This is a genomic window from Microcoleus sp. K5-D4 (assembly GCF_036704575.1).
Taxonomy (GTDB): Bacteria; Cyanobacteriota; Cyanobacteriia; order Cyanobacteriales; family Microcoleaceae; genus Microcoleus.
In genome coordinates this window covers 46,100-62,397 of record NZ_JAUBSD010000010.1, presented here as the reverse complement: position 1 = coordinate 62,397, position 16,298 = coordinate 46,100, and the positions used below count along the sequence as shown (strand labels likewise).

Annotated in this window: 13 protein-coding genes; 4 read left to right on the top strand and 9 right to left on the bottom strand. The window is 43.1% G+C overall.

Annotated features, from left to right (window positions below; genetic code table 11):
• Positions 1-103 precede the first annotated feature (103 nt).
• Positions 104-694, bottom strand: coding sequence for a chromophore lyase CpcT/CpeT (locus tag QUA77_RS05340; protein ID WP_333449481.1), 591 nt, complete (start codon positions 692-694; stop codon positions 104-106).
• Positions 695-853: 159 nt separating this feature from the next.
• On the opposite strand from QUA77_RS05340, the gene QUA77_RS05335 reads away from it, so the two are divergent.
• Complete coding sequence (locus QUA77_RS05335; RefSeq protein ID WP_041622401.1) at positions 854-1,078, top strand: KTSC domain-containing protein; 225 nt, start codon at positions 854-856, stop codon at positions 1,076-1,078.
• A 127-nt stretch (positions 1,079-1,205) separates the two neighbouring features.
• Here the strand turns inward: QUA77_RS05335 and QUA77_RS05330 are convergent, their stop codons facing one another.
• Positions 1,206-6,668, bottom strand: a complete 5,463-nt coding sequence (locus tag QUA77_RS05330) for an AAA family ATPase (RefSeq protein ID WP_333449480.1) — start codon at positions 6,666-6,668, stop codon at positions 1,206-1,208.
• A gap of 723 nt (positions 6,669-7,391) precedes the next feature.
• On the bottom strand, positions 7,392-7,493 hold the full coding sequence (petL, locus tag QUA77_RS05325) for a cytochrome b6-f complex subunit PetL (RefSeq protein WP_006633742.1): 102 nt from the start codon (positions 7,491-7,493) through the stop codon (positions 7,392-7,394).
• A 77-nt stretch (positions 7,494-7,570) separates the two neighbouring features.
• Between petL and aroB the strand changes: the two genes are divergently transcribed.
• A complete protein-coding gene (gene aroB / locus QUA77_RS05320) occupies positions 7,571-8,665 on the top strand; it encodes a 3-dehydroquinate synthase (RefSeq protein ID WP_333039501.1) in 1,095 nt (364 codons plus the stop codon).
• A gap of 96 nt (positions 8,666-8,761) precedes the next feature.
• On the opposite strand, the gene QUA77_RS05315 is transcribed toward aroB, so the two are convergent.
• Positions 8,762-9,532, bottom strand: coding sequence for a tetratricopeptide repeat protein (locus tag QUA77_RS05315; RefSeq protein WP_333039503.1), 771 nt, complete (start codon positions 9,530-9,532; stop codon positions 8,762-8,764).
• A gap of 191 nt (positions 9,533-9,723) precedes the next feature.
• On the opposite strand from QUA77_RS05315, the gene QUA77_RS05310 reads away from it, so the two are divergent.
• A complete protein-coding gene (locus QUA77_RS05310; RefSeq protein WP_333039505.1) occupies positions 9,724-10,563 on the top strand; it encodes a stomatin-like protein in 840 nt (279 codons plus the stop codon).
• Here the strand turns inward: QUA77_RS05310 and folP are convergent.
• The 5 genes from folP to QUA77_RS05285 all read right to left on the bottom strand — a co-directional run bounded on the left by folP (position 10,554) and on the right by QUA77_RS05285 (position 14,290).
• A complete protein-coding gene (folP, locus tag QUA77_RS05305) occupies positions 10,554-11,423 on the bottom strand; it encodes a dihydropteroate synthase (protein WP_333039508.1) in 870 nt (289 codons plus the stop codon). The two genes, QUA77_RS05310 and folP, sit on opposite strands and share 10 nt — an antisense overlap.
• A gap of 177 nt (positions 11,424-11,600) precedes the next feature.
• Complete coding sequence (locus QUA77_RS05300) at positions 11,601-12,119, bottom strand: Uma2 family endonuclease (RefSeq protein WP_333449479.1); 519 nt, start codon at positions 12,117-12,119, stop codon at positions 11,601-11,603.
• A gap of 115 nt (positions 12,120-12,234) precedes the next feature.
• A complete protein-coding gene (gene tpiA, locus QUA77_RS05295; RefSeq protein WP_333039556.1) occupies positions 12,235-12,960 on the bottom strand; it encodes a triose-phosphate isomerase in 726 nt (241 codons plus the stop codon).
• A gap of 75 nt (positions 12,961-13,035) precedes the next feature.
• A complete protein-coding gene (locus QUA77_RS05290; protein WP_006633749.1) occupies positions 13,036-13,221 on the bottom strand; it encodes a PCP reductase family protein in 186 nt (61 codons plus the stop codon).
• 100 nt (positions 13,222-13,321) lie between these two features.
• Complete coding sequence (locus QUA77_RS05285) at positions 13,322-14,290, bottom strand: hypothetical protein (RefSeq protein WP_333449478.1); 969 nt, start codon at positions 14,288-14,290, stop codon at positions 13,322-13,324.
• An 850-nt stretch (positions 14,291-15,140) separates the two neighbouring features.
• Here QUA77_RS05285 and QUA77_RS05280 point away from each other — a divergent pair.
• Positions 15,141-16,145, top strand: coding sequence for a PleD family two-component system response regulator (locus QUA77_RS05280; RefSeq protein WP_333039517.1), 1,005 nt, complete (start codon positions 15,141-15,143; stop codon positions 16,143-16,145).
• The last annotated feature ends 153 nt before the right edge of the window (positions 16,146-16,298 follow it).

The following is a 16,298-nucleotide window of genomic DNA, read 5'->3' as shown; positions in this document are numbered from 1 at the left end:
CGGTGAATCTTGCTTGCCAATACTGGGTTAATGTACCAGGTATTGGTGCATTCTGAACCTTTAATCAAGCGTGTTCGCCCAGGAGGGACTCTATTTTTTTGGATCAAACCGGAATTTCGTCGGCGAAACTGGCCCGGCGGGTGAATTCAAAGGGGCCGGCCTGGGCTCCCCAGACGTGGGCGTCGGTTTCTGGGTCACGTCCGCGATCGTGGCTAATAAATTTGTCTTGGTCAATCTCGAATTCACTGTCTAGATAGGTTTTTTTGCCCTTTCTGACCACCATGCAGCCTTTTCCGGGTTCGACAGACCCTTTGAAGCTGTTTCCCGTCCACTGCGTAATAAAGGTGCAGCCGGGAAGCAGTGTCAGTTGTGCTTTTTTGATTTCTTGCAGCCGTTGCGGGTCGCGGGAAGCGCCGTAGAATTGTTCTTCGTTTTCTATGGCATAATTTTCGATGTCGATTCGATCGCCCACCGGGACTAATTTCAAAACTCGGACTCGGTACGGTACGTGCAGTTCGATATCGTAGGCTTGTTCTAGGTACAAACTGATCCCATCGAGGAGTTCGACGGGCAAAGGCCTCATGCAGACGCGGATGTGGGCGAAGAATGGCGGGTTTTCAAAGGCTTGGGCTTGGTTGCTGAAGTCGGCAGCCATCCAGCGGGCGAGGGTGACGATATCGGTGGAATGAGTCATTTCGATTTTAGATTTGGGATTTTAGATTTTGGATTGAGGGAGTAGAAATTATTTTAGGGGAAATTCAGGTGCGATCGGGCTTTAAAGTCGTGACTTCTTTAAAAAGTCCGGGATTTGGGTATGCTGTTTTTTTCAGGTGCGCTCACTTATCGGGAAATCATGAAACTACAACCAGTCGAATCTAGCATGATAAAAGCTGTGGGTTATGACGAAACAACTTCTACTCTGGAGGTTGTTTTCAATAGTGGCAAAACCTATCTATATTCTGAAGTGCCGAATAATGTCTATCTAGAACTGATGGACTCTGATTCCAAAGGGAGTTACATGAGAGATTGTGTGATTGACTGCTATCCGTACCAACAGGTGAAGAAACGGCGACGGTAAGTACGGCATTAATCTAGGCGTTTTGAATCTCTAATCGTGATTTTTGCGATCATCATCGACGAACTCTAACCCAGATTTTTTGATTGTGGAGGTGATAGGAACAATTTGAGTCCCTCTCTAGCTCAAGTTATACCAGATAGTTTATCGGAATCTCAATTACAAAAATTGTCCCGCTGCTCACGGTCGAATCACAGGTTAATTTACCCCCATGTTTTTTGATAATAGCATAGCTTACAGATAAACCTAAACCTGTACCACTACCCACAGGTTTAGTTGTAAAAAATGGCTCGAATATGCGTTTTTGAATATCGGTAGGAATCCCACTACCATTATCAGCGATCGCAATTCTTACCCACTCTTTTTCTATGACTTCAGTCTGAATCTTAATAAAAGGATGTTTATTAGTTTTACTAACTTGTTTGAGAGCATCAAGAGCATTACTAATAATACTGATAAATACCTGATTCATCTCACTCGCATAACAGGTGACATGAGGAAGGCTGCCATACTCTTTAATCACTTGTACCTTTGGTTGATTGTCACTTTCTTGGAAGCGGTTTTGTAAAATTAGTAAAGTGCTTTCAAGCCCGGCGTGTAAATCTACAGATTTCATTTCTGCTTCGTCTAAACGAGAAAAATTACGCAAACTCAGGATAATTTGTTTGATTCGTTCGCTTCCGACTTTCATGGATTGCAGGATCTTAGTTAAATCTTCCGTGATAAATGCTAACTCAATTTCCTCAATCTTTGCTTTAATTGCTGAGCTTTTATTTGGATATTCTTGCTGATAAAGTTCCAGCAAATTCAGCAAAGCTTTGATATAATTTTCTGTCGGCTGAAGATTACTATGAATAAAAGTAACTGGGTTATTAATTTCGTGTGCTATCCCCGCTACCAGTTGACCGACGGCTGACATTTTTTCACTCTGAATTAATTGTGCTTGGGTTTGTTGTAAATTTTTCAATGTTTGCTCTAAATCAAAAGCTTTTTGGCTTAACTCTTCTGTTTTTCGCTCTACTTCCGCTTCCAAGGTTTGAGAGTAGTTTTCTACTTGTTTATACAAACGGGCGTTTTCAATGGATATAGCGGCTTGAGCACTAAGAATTGAGAGGGTTTCGATGCGCTCGCTTGTAAACGCTCCCACTGTAAGATTATTTTCTAAATACAAAATCGCGATTAATTTTCCCTGCTTGCTAATCGGAATACATAAAGCTGATTTAGGCTGCTGGGTAATGATATAGCCATCGCCTGCAAATTGAGTGGAAGCACTCAAGTTATCAAAAACCGCCGTTGTTTGACTTCTGGCTACAGAATAAATAAACTTTTGGGGTAATTCTTGACATTCAGCTAAAGGAATATGCCTCTTTTCTGTATGGTTTTGATCCGCTTTCGCCACTACTAACCATTTTGCCTCTTGATCAATCACTAAAATTCCGGTTTGCGCTCCGGCATGGGCGATCGCAATTTGCATCAAAGTCGCTAATAGTTTCTCTAATTCAATTTCCTGTGAAATAGCTTGTGCTGCTTTCATCACCGCCGGAAAATCTAACCATAAATTCTGGGTGTTGCTGTTACTGGTGCTAGTTACGCTTCTCATCAGCGTGGGAGAGATTGTTCCCCCAGATATGATAGCTCGTTTAGTCGGTTGGAGAATAGCCCCTAGTAGTTGGGGATAGTGTTGTTCTAAATAAGCAACTTTCGCCTTCGCACCCCATCGGGTGTAACAGTAATATGCTTCCTGCATATATCCAGAAGCAAATTTTTCTTTGCCCCAGCCCAGATAAAATTTAGCTGCTAGTTCATTAGCTAACGCTTCTTCTTGGATATATTGGTTTTCTTTGGCTCCGGCAATTGCGCGATCGTACAAATCTCCGGCTTCATAATTCTTGCCTAAAACTCGGCATTTTTCTGCCTCTACTAAGTTAACTTTATGTTGGTGATTCATCGGTGCATGGTGCGCCCATTCCGCCAGTGTAGTTTGATGGGTTTTTACCTCCTCAAGAGTGTTAGCTTGCTCAATTTCTGACTGGGTAGAGTAAAATGTCAAGTAGGTTAACCCTGCATAGAAATGGAAAACAGGAGTATGAACTTGTCCTCCTGTGGCGATCGAAGAGCGGTTAGCTTGGACAATGTAATCTAGGGCGTTAGTGTAGTCACCAAAAAGATAGGCAAGCATTAATTTGTAGGCATAAACAAAACCTAGCGCATTAAAATCATTATCCTGATGGTACTTAGGAATCATCAAACCTTCATCGTATGCAGTGCCTTTTAATAAATCCGGTTGATTAATAATTAACCTCAAGTTATGCACTGTTTGTTGTTGCATCTTTAGATAAGCCAGAGCAGAATATTGCTTCAAAGTCGCTAAGACAGAACAGTAATTTTCGATTTCTGGTTCCCAATCATCCAGTTCTAATCCAGCGAAAAACTTATCATAAAAATAATTAAATATGCTGTAGCCAGCATAGAGGAAATCACCGATTTCCATACCAGCTATAAAAGCCTCTTTTGCCATTGGAATTGTAGCCCTTACTGATTCTCGACGATGCTGAATAAAACCACAAAACAACACTAAGGTTACACACTTAAACTTACGTACATTAAACCGATCGAGTAAGCTCAGAGCTACTCGCCCAAAACTATAACCCCTTTCTACCTCTCCCAAAAAAGCAGACAGTACCATACCATAAGTTACATATCCGATGGTTGATGCGGGCGCATTTCCAAATTGAAGTGATAAGCTCACCATTGTGCAGCCAAGCACAGGCAGCAAGGCCGGACTTGCTTGCAGAATGGGCGCAAACAACATTGTTAATAGTTGAATTGATGCAATTGTCCGAGGCTCGCTCATTATAGGCAGGTGAATCAGGTCCTCCATCTGTTTGCCTTCGAGCTGCTTGGTAAGGGTTTGTAGCGCGGTGTTAGTAAAAGCTTCATCAGGTTCAGAGGGCAGTTCAATCCCCAATTGTGCTAGAGCGACTCTACCTACAGTGATCGCTTCTAATATCTGAGTCTTTGCTGTCAGCGCGTTAATTTGAATCTCAAATATTTTGACTTTATCTAGTATTGTTTTGGCCGATCGCAAAACTATATCTGCCATTTCTTCCATAGCATCAAAATCGGCATTCAAGTAGGCAGTTTCAGCGGCAGCTACATAAAGATTTAGGGTTAACTCATGCTGAGTTTGCCAACTGTCTGAGGTTAGCAACTCAATCCCTATTTGCACAAAACTTCTGGCGGCTGAATAGGCTGTAGAATTTCTGGCTTTCTGTCCTGCTGCTAAGTTAAGTCTGGCTAAGGCTTCTCGTTCTTCAGCTTGAGTAATTAACCGACTTCCTAAATTCAAATGCCCGACAATATCAAATAGCTTGTCCTCCTTTTCTATTTCTGATAACTTTTGTTGCAGCAGTTGACCGATTTTGAGATGAGTAGCCTGTTTTTGGTCTGAGGGAATCAGAGAATAGGCAGCTTGTTGAACGCGATCGTGCAAAAATCTGTATCTAGCATTTTGTTTATTAGCATTTTCATCTTCAGGGCTTAAGTTATTATTGCCTTCAACCTGATAAAACTTATAAACATTACTAATCGGTAAAATTACTCCACCCTGCAATGCTCTCCATAAAACTGTCGCTGTCTCTGTTTCCGATTGTTGTGAAACTATTGCCAAATTATGCAAATCGAACTGCGCCCCTATACAAGCAGCCAACTTTAAGACATCCTGAGTTGGAATTGGTAATTTCTGCAATTGCAACGCCATGAATTCAACAACATCATCAGTAATTGCCAAGGCTTTGATTTGGGCAATATCGCACTGCCAATGCTGGATATCCCAATTAAAGGTAATTAAGTTGTCATCGTGTAAAGCTTTGAGGAACTGAGTTGCAAAGAAAGGATTTCCCTGGGTTTTTTGATAGACTAATTTTGTCAAAGGCTGGGCAAGAGATAGTTCGCAATTTAGCGTATCTGCTACCAATCGATTAATATCCGATTCTCTTAACGGCGGTAATGTAATCGTATTTACCGTTGCCCCAGTTTTGAGCAGTTCATCTACGGTTAAGATAAATGGATGCACAGGGGAAACTTCATTATCTCGATAAGCACCTAATATCAATAGATGTCCTGTATCTTGTTGCGTCAATAATGAGAGCAAATTCAGTGATGCAGAATCAGCCCATTGCCAGTCATCTAAAAACATCACTAAGGGATGTTCTTTACTGGTAAAGACTTTGAGAAATTTTTGAAATAATAAATTAAATCGATTTTGGGCGGCTGTTCCTGATAACTCTAGGGATGGTGGCTGCTTATCGATGATATTTTCTAACTCAGGAATTACATCAATTAATACTTGCCCATTGTCTCCCACTGCTGCGATAATATTAGTTTTCCATGTTTGCAATTGTTCTTCTGATTCTGATAATAGTTGCCCCATCAAATCGCGAAAAGCTTCCACGAAAGCCGAAAAGGGGATATTCCGTTGAAATTGGTCATATTTCCCTTTAATAAAATAGCCCCGTTGCCGAACAATGGGTTTATGTACTTCATTAACTACTGCGGTTTTCCCAATCCCAGAAAAACCCGCTACTAGGACCATTTCTGTTGTGCCATTGGCGACGCGATCGAAGGAATTTAATAGTTGATTAACTTCGGCTTCTCTTCCGTAGAGTTTTTCGGGAAATAGGAAGCGATCGCTGATATCTCGCTTTCCTATTTCAAAAGGTTCTATTGTGCCTGTAGTTTGTAGTTGAGCTAGACAGATTTCTAAATCTTGCTTAATTCCCAAGGCACTCTGATAACGATCTTCGGCATTTTTTGCGATCAGCTTACTGACAATTTCTGACAAAGCTAGGGGAATTTCTGAATGAACTTGATGAATGGGTATCGGCTGTTTTGCCAGGTGACAATGTACCAATTCCATTGCATCTTCCGAACTAAATGGTAATGTTCCAGTCAATAATTCATAAAATGTGATTCCCAGAGAATAAAAGTCAGTGCGGTAGTCTATGCCTCGATTCATTCGACCAGTTTGTTCAGGAGAAAGATAGGCTAATGTGCCTTCTAAATTATTAGTATTCTGAATCTCTTGGGTTTCTCTTGGTAGGAGAGAAGCAATACTAAAATCAATTAATTTAATTTCTTTTGTTGCGGGATCGATCAGAATATTCGCGGGTTTTATGTCTTTATGTATGACTCTATTTTGGTATAAATAGTGCAAACTTTCTGTTATATTAAGAGAGATACTGAGAAATTCACCTAAAGGTAAATATTCATATTGGGGCTTTTCATCCGTGGCTGTTTGGAGATAATCAGATAGGGAAATTCCACCAAAGTCTTCCATAACTAAGGCATAGCCATTGCCATATACTTCTAGGGTTAAGGGTTTGATAATACTAGGAAAGTCGAGATTTTTGGCAATGGTATATTGGTTGCGGAATTGAACGAGTTCGTTAAAGTTTGGGTATTCATTTCGTAGTAATTTGATGGCGACGGGTTGTTGGTCGCTGGTACGGATGCCTCGATAGACAAGGGTGCGCGTACCTGTGTATAATTGCTCTGTGATTTGATAATCGGGTAAGTTGGCGATCGCATTCATAATTTTTTAAGCTAATCTTAAGTTATTTTGTATTGCTGCCCAAGTAGCAGGATTTACTTGTCTGGGATAAATTTCTAAAGAAGCTCGATCGTAGCTAACTACTCGGCAAATATTATCAGAGCGTTTGTTAAAACGCCCGCTTTGCAATAATTGTGACCTTATGTAAGTAGGTGCAGATATTTAAACAGAACTTACGCGACGGTGGCTGAGGATGGATAAACTGGCGACTACTCCCCGTACCTGCTCTGGTTTGACTTCTTTGTAGCGTCGCTTTGTTATTATTTGATTTGAGCGATTGCTTTATGGCAAACATAGTTGGATATTCCAATTAATTCAGATGCCAGGGTGAGAGTTTTCACCTATAACTTGTTGCAACCAATAGGTTTAGGTAAATTTAGTAACATATTTGAGTATCGGAGTCTTGCTCTTTTGATTCGCAACAACTTCCAGCCTTACTTTCGTTTCATTTTAGAAGATTTTTCGGGTCTGTTGCTTTGTGCCGAGAAGTATCTTCGGGGTTAGATTAATTAGTGTTCGTCCAGGAATTGTCAGTCAGCCAAGAGTCTCATTAAGCTAATTTAACTCTCAGGTTGTATCGACCGAAGCATTTGCGCGCAAAATCTCCTAGTTTAATCAGAGATTTTTGGGGCGCAAAGACTTCGGACGATCAATACTTTTACCAGAGGTTTCAATCTCTGAGTTCCAAGTCACAAAGCAGGCGAATTAGATGAGTTTCACAGCCCGCAAACCAAACATCAGCACTGTCGCCAAGCCGATCATGCCGCCGAAAATCCCAAAATAAGTTATTGCTCCGCTAAGAGTCATTGCAATTTCTCCAAAACAATCAATAAAAAGACCTATAAGAACTATAATCTAAAATCTAATATCTAAATTAGATAAATATGCAATCCATAATTAAAGTTGACTTGGGGCCACAATCTTACAATGTTTGCGTGCGATCGGGCGGTTTAGACGAACTCGGCAGTCTGATGGGCGATCTAAGTTTGGGCAAAAAAGTGCTGCTGGTGTCGAATCAGTCGATTTTTCGGCAGTACGGCGAAAGAGCAACAGCAGCCCTCGAATCGGCCGGTCTGGAAGTCAGTAGCTGCATTTTACCACCGGGAGAACAGTACAAAACTTTAAATTCGGTGCAGAAAATTTACGGTGCGGCTTTAGCAAACCGTTTAGAACGTTCCTCGACAATGGTGGCTTTGGGCGGCGGGGTGGTGGGCGATATGACAGGTTTTGCTGCGGCGACTTGGCTGCGGGGAATTAATGTCGTGCAAGTTCCGACTTCGCTGCTGGCGATGGTTGATGCTTCAATTGGCGGCAAAACGGGGGTAAATCATCCTTTAGGGAAGAATTTAATCGGGGCTTTTCACCAGCCGCGTTTGGTGTTAATTGACCCGGATGTACTCAAAACTCTGCCGGCGAGGGAGTTTCGTTCGGCGATGGCGGAAGTCATCAAGTACGGGGTGATTTGGGATGCTGAACTTTTTGGGAAGTTGGAGAATTGCAAGCGTTTGGATCAAATGCGCTATGTGAAGGCGGATTTGTTGGCTGAAATTTTGAGTAGGTCTTGCCAAGCTAAGGCTGAGGTGGTCAGCAAAGACGAGAAGGAATCGGGTTTGCGGGCGATTTTGAATTACGGACACACCATCGGTCATGCTGTGGAAAGTTTGACCAATTACAAGGTGATCAATCACGGGGAAGGAGTGGCAATCGGCATGGCTGCATCAAGCCGGTTGGCTGTGGAGTTGGGAATGTGGGATGCTGAGTGCGATCGCCGCCAGTCTGCTTTGATTGAAAAAGCGGGTTTACCTGCCAAATTGCCGGCGGGTGTCGATGTTGAGGAAATTTTGCATACTTTGCAACTAGATAAAAAGGTGCAGGATGGCAAGGTGCGGTTTGTGTTGCCGGTGCGCTTGGGTGAGGCTGCTGTGAGCGATCGAGTGGATGGGGATTTGATTATACAAGTTTTGAAGGAAATGCTTTAGATTCTCGTTTTTGGGGGTGTTTAACCGTCGCTGAACCCCCATTAACGCCGATCGCCAAAGATGTTTTTTCTTTCAATGGGCGATCGGCGGTTGAGTTTAGGAACCGCTCGACTGCGAATTAATTTCCTCCAAAATTTTATCTACTCTGTTAGCCGCTTGAGTTCTACCTTGCTTGATAAATAACTCCTTAGCTTTTGTCAGGCTGGCTACGGCCTCCGCTTGGTTTTCCTTGTCTCCTTGCTGGTACAAACCGACTCCTAAATTGTTTAAAGCATCGGGATATCGATCGTTAATTTTAACGGCTTGTCTCCACTGAACAATTGCCTCGGGCAACTGCCCCTGACTTGCCATCGCCACGCCTAAATCGTTGTGAGCTTTGGCGTGCTGCGGGTTGACTTCAATTGCTTTTTGGAAGAGAACGATCGCATCGCTCATTTTACCTTGCCCCGACAGCATACTTCCCAACTTGTAATAAGCATCCGCTTCTTTGGGATAGCGAGCGATTAGTTGCCGGTACAAAGCTTCGGCATTGACAGCATTTCCTTGACCGTAAAGGTCGTTGGCAGTTCTCAAACCCATCGTGTAGCCTTTACCTACAACTTGGCACTTTTTCTCGGAGTTGCCTTCCTGCTTGCAAATCCTGAGTTCGTCTCCCTTCATCTCGTAGGACAGAACTTCTCGAACAGCAGGGCCTCGGCGCGGTGGCTGCAAGTTCTGCGACTGCAAGTTTTGCGAGAGTTGCAGGGCGATTGGCTCAGCTTGTGCCGGTTGCGCCGCTGCGACACTGCAGATTCCTGCACCCACCAAAATGCTTGGGGCCATCCACCTCAAAGGTTTGAACCAGCGAAACTCTCGATCGTTTTTCATGTCTTTTGTGGAAACGTGTTGTTGATATGCTGGGTTTCACTAGCGCCGTAAGAGTCGGAGCCGATGAGGCCCACCCGATGAAATAGTTAGTTATTAACAGTCGAGATATTTTAGCACTGTGTGGCCGAGTTTGAGTTAAATTAGAGTAGAATTCCGATCGATTCTCAGTCAACCTTAGCAGGAAAATAGAAATGGGGCAGTCTATTCTTACCATGCTCTTTGCGCTCATCCTCGGCTACGCTGTTAACTCAAGCGTCAAAATAGTCAGCGGTGGCGACGAAGCTTTAGTGGAACGTTTGGGTCAATACAAGCGCACCCTCAAGCCAGGATTCCACTTTATCAGCCCCCTGGTCGAAAAAGTCGTCTGCGTGGACACAAGCCGTGAAAGAGTTTTAGACATTAAACCTCAGTCAGCGATCACGGGAGATAATGTGGCTCTCGAAGTCGATGCCGTTGTGTATTGGCGGGTTGTGAATTTACAGAAAGCTTATTATGGAATAGATCAAATTGAAAATGCGATCGCCAACTTAGTGTTAACGACGTTTCGCGCTGAAATTGGTCGATTGCCCATGCAAGACATCTTGGGTTCCCGAGATGACATGAATAAAAAGTTACTCAAAAAGTTGGACGAAGCTACCGAAACTTGGGGTGTCAAAGTAATTCGGGTGGAAATTCAAAGCATAACACCTCCGAAAAGGGTGCAAGAAGCTATGGAATTGGAGCGCGCCACCAAGAGCGAGTGGCAAGCAATGGTCAATAAGGCGATCGGCACTAAGGAGTACATGAGGCTCTTAGTTGAAGCTTTAGACTCTCATCCGAATAGCAAGCAAGTTTTGAATTACTTAGTAACCGAAAAATACTTAGACGCTCAACAAAAATTGGGCGAAAGCGACAACGCCAAAATTCTGTTTATGGACCCGAGGAGCATGAGCGAAGCTCTGGGCGAGCTGATGGGTTCTATGCCCGATGTGACGCCTCCTTCTGAGGGCAGGGAAATAACAGTTATCGAGACTAACACTTCTCAAGACTGATTCCTGAAGATAGCGTCGGCTACCTGAGAGACATCGCCCATTTCTCTGACATCGTGAACGCGCAAGATATCTGCCGAATTTGCGATCGCACCTGTACAAGCCGCCGCTGTCCCCCAAATTCTTTGTTTCGCTTCTGGCTGATTCAAAATGTGACCGATGAAGCTTTTGCGCGATACTCCTACTAAAATCGGACAGTTTAAAACACTGAATTTTCGCAACTCGCGCAGGATTTCTAAGTTTTGACTGTAAGTCTTGGCAAAGCCAATACCAGGGTCGATAATTATTTGAGATTTGTCAATCCCCGCAGCAACTGCCGCCGCAATTCGACTCTCTAAAAATTCCTTAATTTCCCCAATTAAATCCTGATAATCCGTGAGTTTTTGCATTGTCTGGGGAGTTCCCCGAATGTGCATTAAAATTATTGGCACTTTTAACTTAGCAACGGTTGACAGCATTTCTGAGTCAAAAGTTGCTCCCGAAATATCGTTAATTATATCCGCTCCGACCTCAACCGCAGCTTTGGCAACCTGCGCTCTGGTAGTATCGACAGAAATAGGAACTGAGCCAAAAATCTCGGCTTTTTGCCGCAGTATTTGTACGAGAGGTATAACGCGATCGATCTCCTCTGCTAAGGATATTTCCACTGCACCGGGCCGAGTAGATTGACCGCCAATATCAATAATATCAACTCCCGATTTTACCATGTTTTCCGCTTGCGCCAAAGCAGATTCTATGGTATAGAAATCTCCGCCGTCGCTAAAACTGTCAGGGGTAACATTTAAAACGCCCATTAAATAAGTACGTTTTCCCCACTCGAAAACTTTATTTCTAATAATAATTTTTTCTGGGTTATTTGTCATGGCGATCGGGGGATTTGAGATTTGACTGGACGCACGGGTAGCCAGAAACCGGGTTTTTCACTACAATATTTCGTTGCAACCCACAGATTCTGTAAAAAACCCGGTTTCTTTGATTATTAATGCGTTCAGGACTGTTCAACCAAAACTTAACCAGCTAAAAACAGTGTCAACTGTCAATTATAATTCGATTTTATCAATGATTGGCAACAGAGCTGCACGTTTATACAGTTCTACTTTTTGTCCTGGAAATACTGCCAAAATACTCTCTTCTTCTGGGTCTAATAACCATCCCAACTCAGTTCCGTGTCGCGAACAGTGGAGTAAGTTACTCAGCACTTTTGTTTGGCTTTGGTTTGGAGAGAGAATTTCTATCGACCAGTCGGGATTAATGTCAAAGCGGTTAGCAATTCTACCCGACGGCAAAAAAGGAATTCTTTCCCATCGGAATACTGCTACATCTGGCACGATTGATGCGGCGCCAAAACTGCAGCGTAACTCGGGAAAAGCATTGGCAATTTTCCGAGTTTTCGCTACTTGATTGATAGTCTTGCAGAGTTCACCTTGAAGTACGCTGTGTTCACCTTCAGGCATGGGCTTCTGAATGATTTGTCCCTCAAGAAATTCTGAGGCCGGTTCAGTTTCAGGAAGTTTGAGGAACTCGTCTAAGGCTGGTTTGGGTTTAACGATCGCAGTCATAGGTTAATTCTCCCGATCCGAGAAACACTGAACGGCACATCACAATTGTAGGCGATCGCTGTTTAATTCCCGCCGCCCTTGTTCCAATTACCAATTAGCAATTACCAATTAGCAATTACTGATAATTGACAATTCGATCGAAGCTAGCAGCTTCCAAACTCGCCCCGCCTACCAGAACCCCGTCAATCTCAGGCATCGCCATAACTTCATCAATATTCTCCGGTTTAACAGAGCCGCCGTACTGAATTGGCACGTCAGGATTAGTCAATTTACTGCGAATCAAACCAATAACTCGGTTAGCTTCCTTCGTTTCGCAAGTATCGCCAGTGCCGATCGCCCAAATAGGCTCATAAGCAATGACTAACTTATTTTGGTCAACATCAACCAAATCTTTTTCCAATTGAGAAAAAATGTGAGCTTCAGTTTCGCCTGCATCTCGCTGCTGCTTGGTTTCCCCAACGCACAGAATCGGAATTAAATCGTATTTCTGAGCAGCTTTCAGCCGCAAATTCACCGTTTCGTCAGTTTCCCCAAAATATTGGCGTCGCTCGCTGTGGCCGATGATGACATAACGGACACCAAGTTCACTCAGCATTGGCCCGGAAATTTCCCCAGTAAAAGCTCCAGACTCTTGCCAGTGGACGTTCTGAGCACCGAGTCTGATCCGGCTGCCGTGCAAATTTTTCGACAGGACAGCCAAGGAAGTGAAGGGAACGCAAAGCACGACTTCCCGTTCCTCTGGGGTTTCCGTCAGGCAGGACATGAATCCTTGAAGAAACTCTAGGGATTCTGCCCTAGTTTTGTACATTTTCCAGTTGCCAGCAATAACTATTTTCCGCACGGGTGACTCAGTAGCTCTGTGAACATCAAAATCAGGCAAATTATAGTGTAAAGCTTTAGGGTACCTTTCGAGCCCTTATTGCCCAAACTCGATGCGAGCTTGCTCAACTAAGTCAACGGTGACGACTTCGGTTTCGGCTTCGCGGGCCAACTGCTCGATGCGGACGCGAGCTTGTCCCCGGACAAAATAGGGAATATTTTTCAGCTTCGCCTTGGCTTCTGGCGTCCATTTTAGATCATCGGAAAATTCGGAATCGGGCATGGCGTATTGAGCGATCGACTACAAGCCTGCATGGATCTGGCTTTGATGGAAAGCCTGGATGTCTTAAATTTACCACGATTTGCGATCGGGCCACATCTTCTCACTCTGCCTTAAATTTGTTGCCTAAAATCGCCGACGCTTCTTGTAAAAGCTGATTCTGCTCTTGTCGAATTGCCTCCAACCTTGTCAAAATATTAGCAAGTCGTTCTTGAGACTCCAAACTGTTTGATTCAACTCCCCTCAATTGTTGTAAACCTGAATTATTTTGGTATTCGGGATTCTTTGAAACCAAGGAGTTTACAGCCACTGCACCGAAATTACTTACAGATTTAGAGCCGAAACTCAAAACCCCTTGCATAAATTTTCCAGGACTTTGCAGAATAAATAACCAGCCTTCTGCAAAAAAGCTACCTAAAGCCTGAAAAAAGCCCAATATAATGAATATAAATATCAGCAACATTGCTAAAGATATCAGCGGATGACTCACCAACCAGAAGACTACAGGGTGAGCGTCAATCCAATCTTTGACAGTACCATTGATAGCACTTTTGATGGCATCTGAAGCGGCACCGCTCATATTTCCCGCCTTGTTAATGCTATCTTCTAATGAAGCCTTAGCCTTTTCTGTAGCTTGATTTACACTCTCTACAGCTTGGCTAGTGCTTTGATTCAGAGTATTGACCGCAGAGTTAGTAGTTTGATTAATAGTTTCTTTAGCAGTTGCCACAGAGTGAGAAACAGCATCAACAGCTTTGTTGGTACTTTCACTGACGCGACTAACTGCTTGATTCGCGACTTCAGATATAGAAATTCTCGCTTTTTCTGTTTTATCCGCTACAGTACCTAAAGCATTGTTCGTAGCTTGATTCACAGTATTAACGGCAGAATTCGTAGTTTGAGTCAGAGATTCTTTTGCGTGATACGCAGTTTCGGAGAGAGAAGATTTAGCTTGTGCTGTTGCTTCTGAAACAGAATTCACTGCTTTTCCGACTTTTTCAGTCCAAACTTCTTTCGTTTTTTGAACGCTTTGAGAAAAATTTTGAGAAAAATCAGGTCGTGCTACTTCCATAGTAAGTTACCTCCATCAAGTTAATTTACTCTTTCCCAGTGATTATAGTAGAGCTTCTATTTTTAATAGGGGGACTTTAGCAAAAAATTGAGTGAGAAATAAAGCTAAGATATATAGAGTCAACTTTTGAGCTTAGTCTCTTTCCTGATGGAATCTGATGAGATCAACAGTTGGGACATCCATGCTCCCAGGCTTTGAAAGATGATGCCAAGGCTTTGACGATGTGTTCCCTAATCAAGCCCAAAGACAGGAGTTTAGACACTATCTGGGGGATTATGGGGAGAAAAAAGAGAAAAAACCTATCCCAGCTCGCGCAGAACTCTGTAAAGGTTTCTTAACAAAGCTTACGCTTTTTTGCAGTCAGAGCTTCCTGGTGCTAACAAACGCTCAACCAAGGGGGAAGCGATACGTGATAGTGTGACCATCAGAGGTATTCCCCAAAAATAGCTCGGACGATCCCTCAAAGATGAGGGAGGAATTTGATGCACCTGAAAAAGTTTGAATTAATTTAAAAAATATAGCATATTATCCGATCGACGATAGTGGGATAACAGGTGATCGTTCGTCAAAGATCGCTTGACGTTGTAAAAACAGTTTAATGCCCCCAAGAATAATTACATATTTACAAATATTAGCGCAAGTTACCGGACTTTATATCTCCGAAAAAAAGCGATAAATTTTAAGTAGACTGTGGCTGTTGGTTTAACCAACCCGACGCTGTCTAGGATGTTGTTGCGGAAGCTGATATGGTGTATAATTTATGACATATTTTCCCCATTTTAACTTTCCATCCCAAGCTCAAAATATGCTAGGCTAGAATGTTTCCAAAGCTTGAGATACACAATGACGTATGTATCAATCATTAGAAGAGTCAGCCATTTCGAGTAACGCATCTACGGAACCGTCCTCTCTAATTCTCATTGTGGATGACGATGCCTTGATGCGTTTGCAACTTCGACTGTATTTACAGAAGGAAAAATACCGAGTGGCCGAAGCTAATGATGGGTTGACAGGGCTAGCAGCTTATGAGGAATCAAATCCAGACCTGATCCTGCTAGATGCAGTGATGCCTACTATGGATGGTTTTGCTTGTTGTCAAAAATTATCTGAAGTGCCTGAGAGCGATCGCCCACCTATTTTGATGATTACTAGCTTAGAAGACAAAGAATCTGTCGATCGAGCGTTTGCAGCGGGAGCGGCTGACTATATCACTAAGCCGATTCACTGGGCTGTTCTGCGACAGAGAGTGCGACGGTTGATTCAGCAATTCCACTTGCAACAGCAACAAACCCTACTTTACAAACAGCTAGAAGCCGCCAATCGGCAATTAAAATACCTCGCGTCAATTGACGGCTTGACTCAGATTGCCAATCGCCGTCAGTTTGACCAACAGCTAGAGGAGGAGTGGCGACGCATGACGAGGCAGCAAACTCCTTTGTCACTGATTTTGTGTGATATCGATTTGTTCAAGCCTTACAACGATACTTATGGACACCAAGCAGGGGATCTATGTTTAAAGCAAGTTGCGGCAGCTCTCAATTGCAGTATTAATCGAGCTGGAGATTTAGTAGCACGTTATGGAGGTGAAGAATTTGTAGTGATTTTGCCCGAAACAGAGCTGGAGGGAGCCGTCAAAATAGTTAAAAAAATTCAGGCTCGCGTCCAAGCTTTAGCAATAGTCCATAAGAGTTCTCCGAATCATTGCATTACCCTCAGCTTCGGTATTACCACTGTGATTCCCACGCAAGAGAGCCTGCCAGAAACTTTAATTACTGCTGCCGATGCAGCACTTTATCAAGCCAAAGACCAAGGTCGTAATACTTTTTGTACCAAGACTCATACAGTTAATGAGTGAACTCATTAAATCATAAGAGTAAAAACTAAGCCTCTCGTAATTTGGAATAATTTTTTCTTAAAAGTTGAGCGAAATATCAAGTCCTGCATGAGTAAGTCTTGATTGTAGTCTTAAAGCCTAAATAATCGGTGGTGCGATCTTCATGGAAACTGT

Bases quoted from the DNA above. Each gene is read 5' to 3' on its own strand.
- QUA77_RS05340 (WP_333449481.1), bottom strand. From the start codon at position 694: ATGACTCATTCCACCGATATCGTCACCCTCGCCCGCTGGATGGCTGCC.
- QUA77_RS05335 (WP_041622401.1), top strand. From the start codon at position 854: ATGAAACTACAACCAGTCGAATCTAGCATGATAAAAGCTGTGGGTTAT.
- QUA77_RS05330 (WP_333449480.1), bottom strand. From the start codon at position 6,668: ATGAATGCGATCGCCAACTTACCCGATTATCAAATCACAGAGCAATTA.
- petL (WP_006633742.1), bottom strand. From the start codon at position 7,493: ATGACTCTTAGCGGAGCAATAACTTATTTTGGGATTTTCGGCGGCATG.
- aroB (WP_333039501.1), top strand. From the start codon at position 7,571: ATGCAATCCATAATTAAAGTTGACTTGGGGCCACAATCTTACAATGTT.
- QUA77_RS05315 (WP_333039503.1), bottom strand. From the start codon at position 9,532: ATGAAAAACGATCGAGAGTTTCGCTGGTTCAAACCTTTGAGGTGGATG.
- QUA77_RS05310 (WP_333039505.1), top strand. From the start codon at position 9,724: ATGGGGCAGTCTATTCTTACCATGCTCTTTGCGCTCATCCTCGGCTAC.
- folP (WP_333039508.1), bottom strand. From the start codon at position 11,423: ATGACAAATAACCCAGAAAAAATTATTATTAGAAATAAAGTTTTCGAG.
- QUA77_RS05300 (WP_333449479.1), bottom strand. From the start codon at position 12,119: ATGACTGCGATCGTTAAACCCAAACCAGCCTTAGACGAGTTCCTCAAA.
- QUA77_RS05290 (WP_006633749.1), bottom strand. From the start codon at position 13,221: ATGCCCGATTCCGAATTTTCCGATGATCTAAAATGGACGCCAGAAGCC.
- QUA77_RS05285 (WP_333449478.1), bottom strand. From the start codon at position 14,290: ATGGAAGTAGCACGACCTGATTTTTCTCAAAATTTTTCTCAAAGCGTT.
- QUA77_RS05280 (WP_333039517.1), top strand. From the start codon at position 15,141: ATGTATCAATCATTAGAAGAGTCAGCCATTTCGAGTAACGCATCTACG.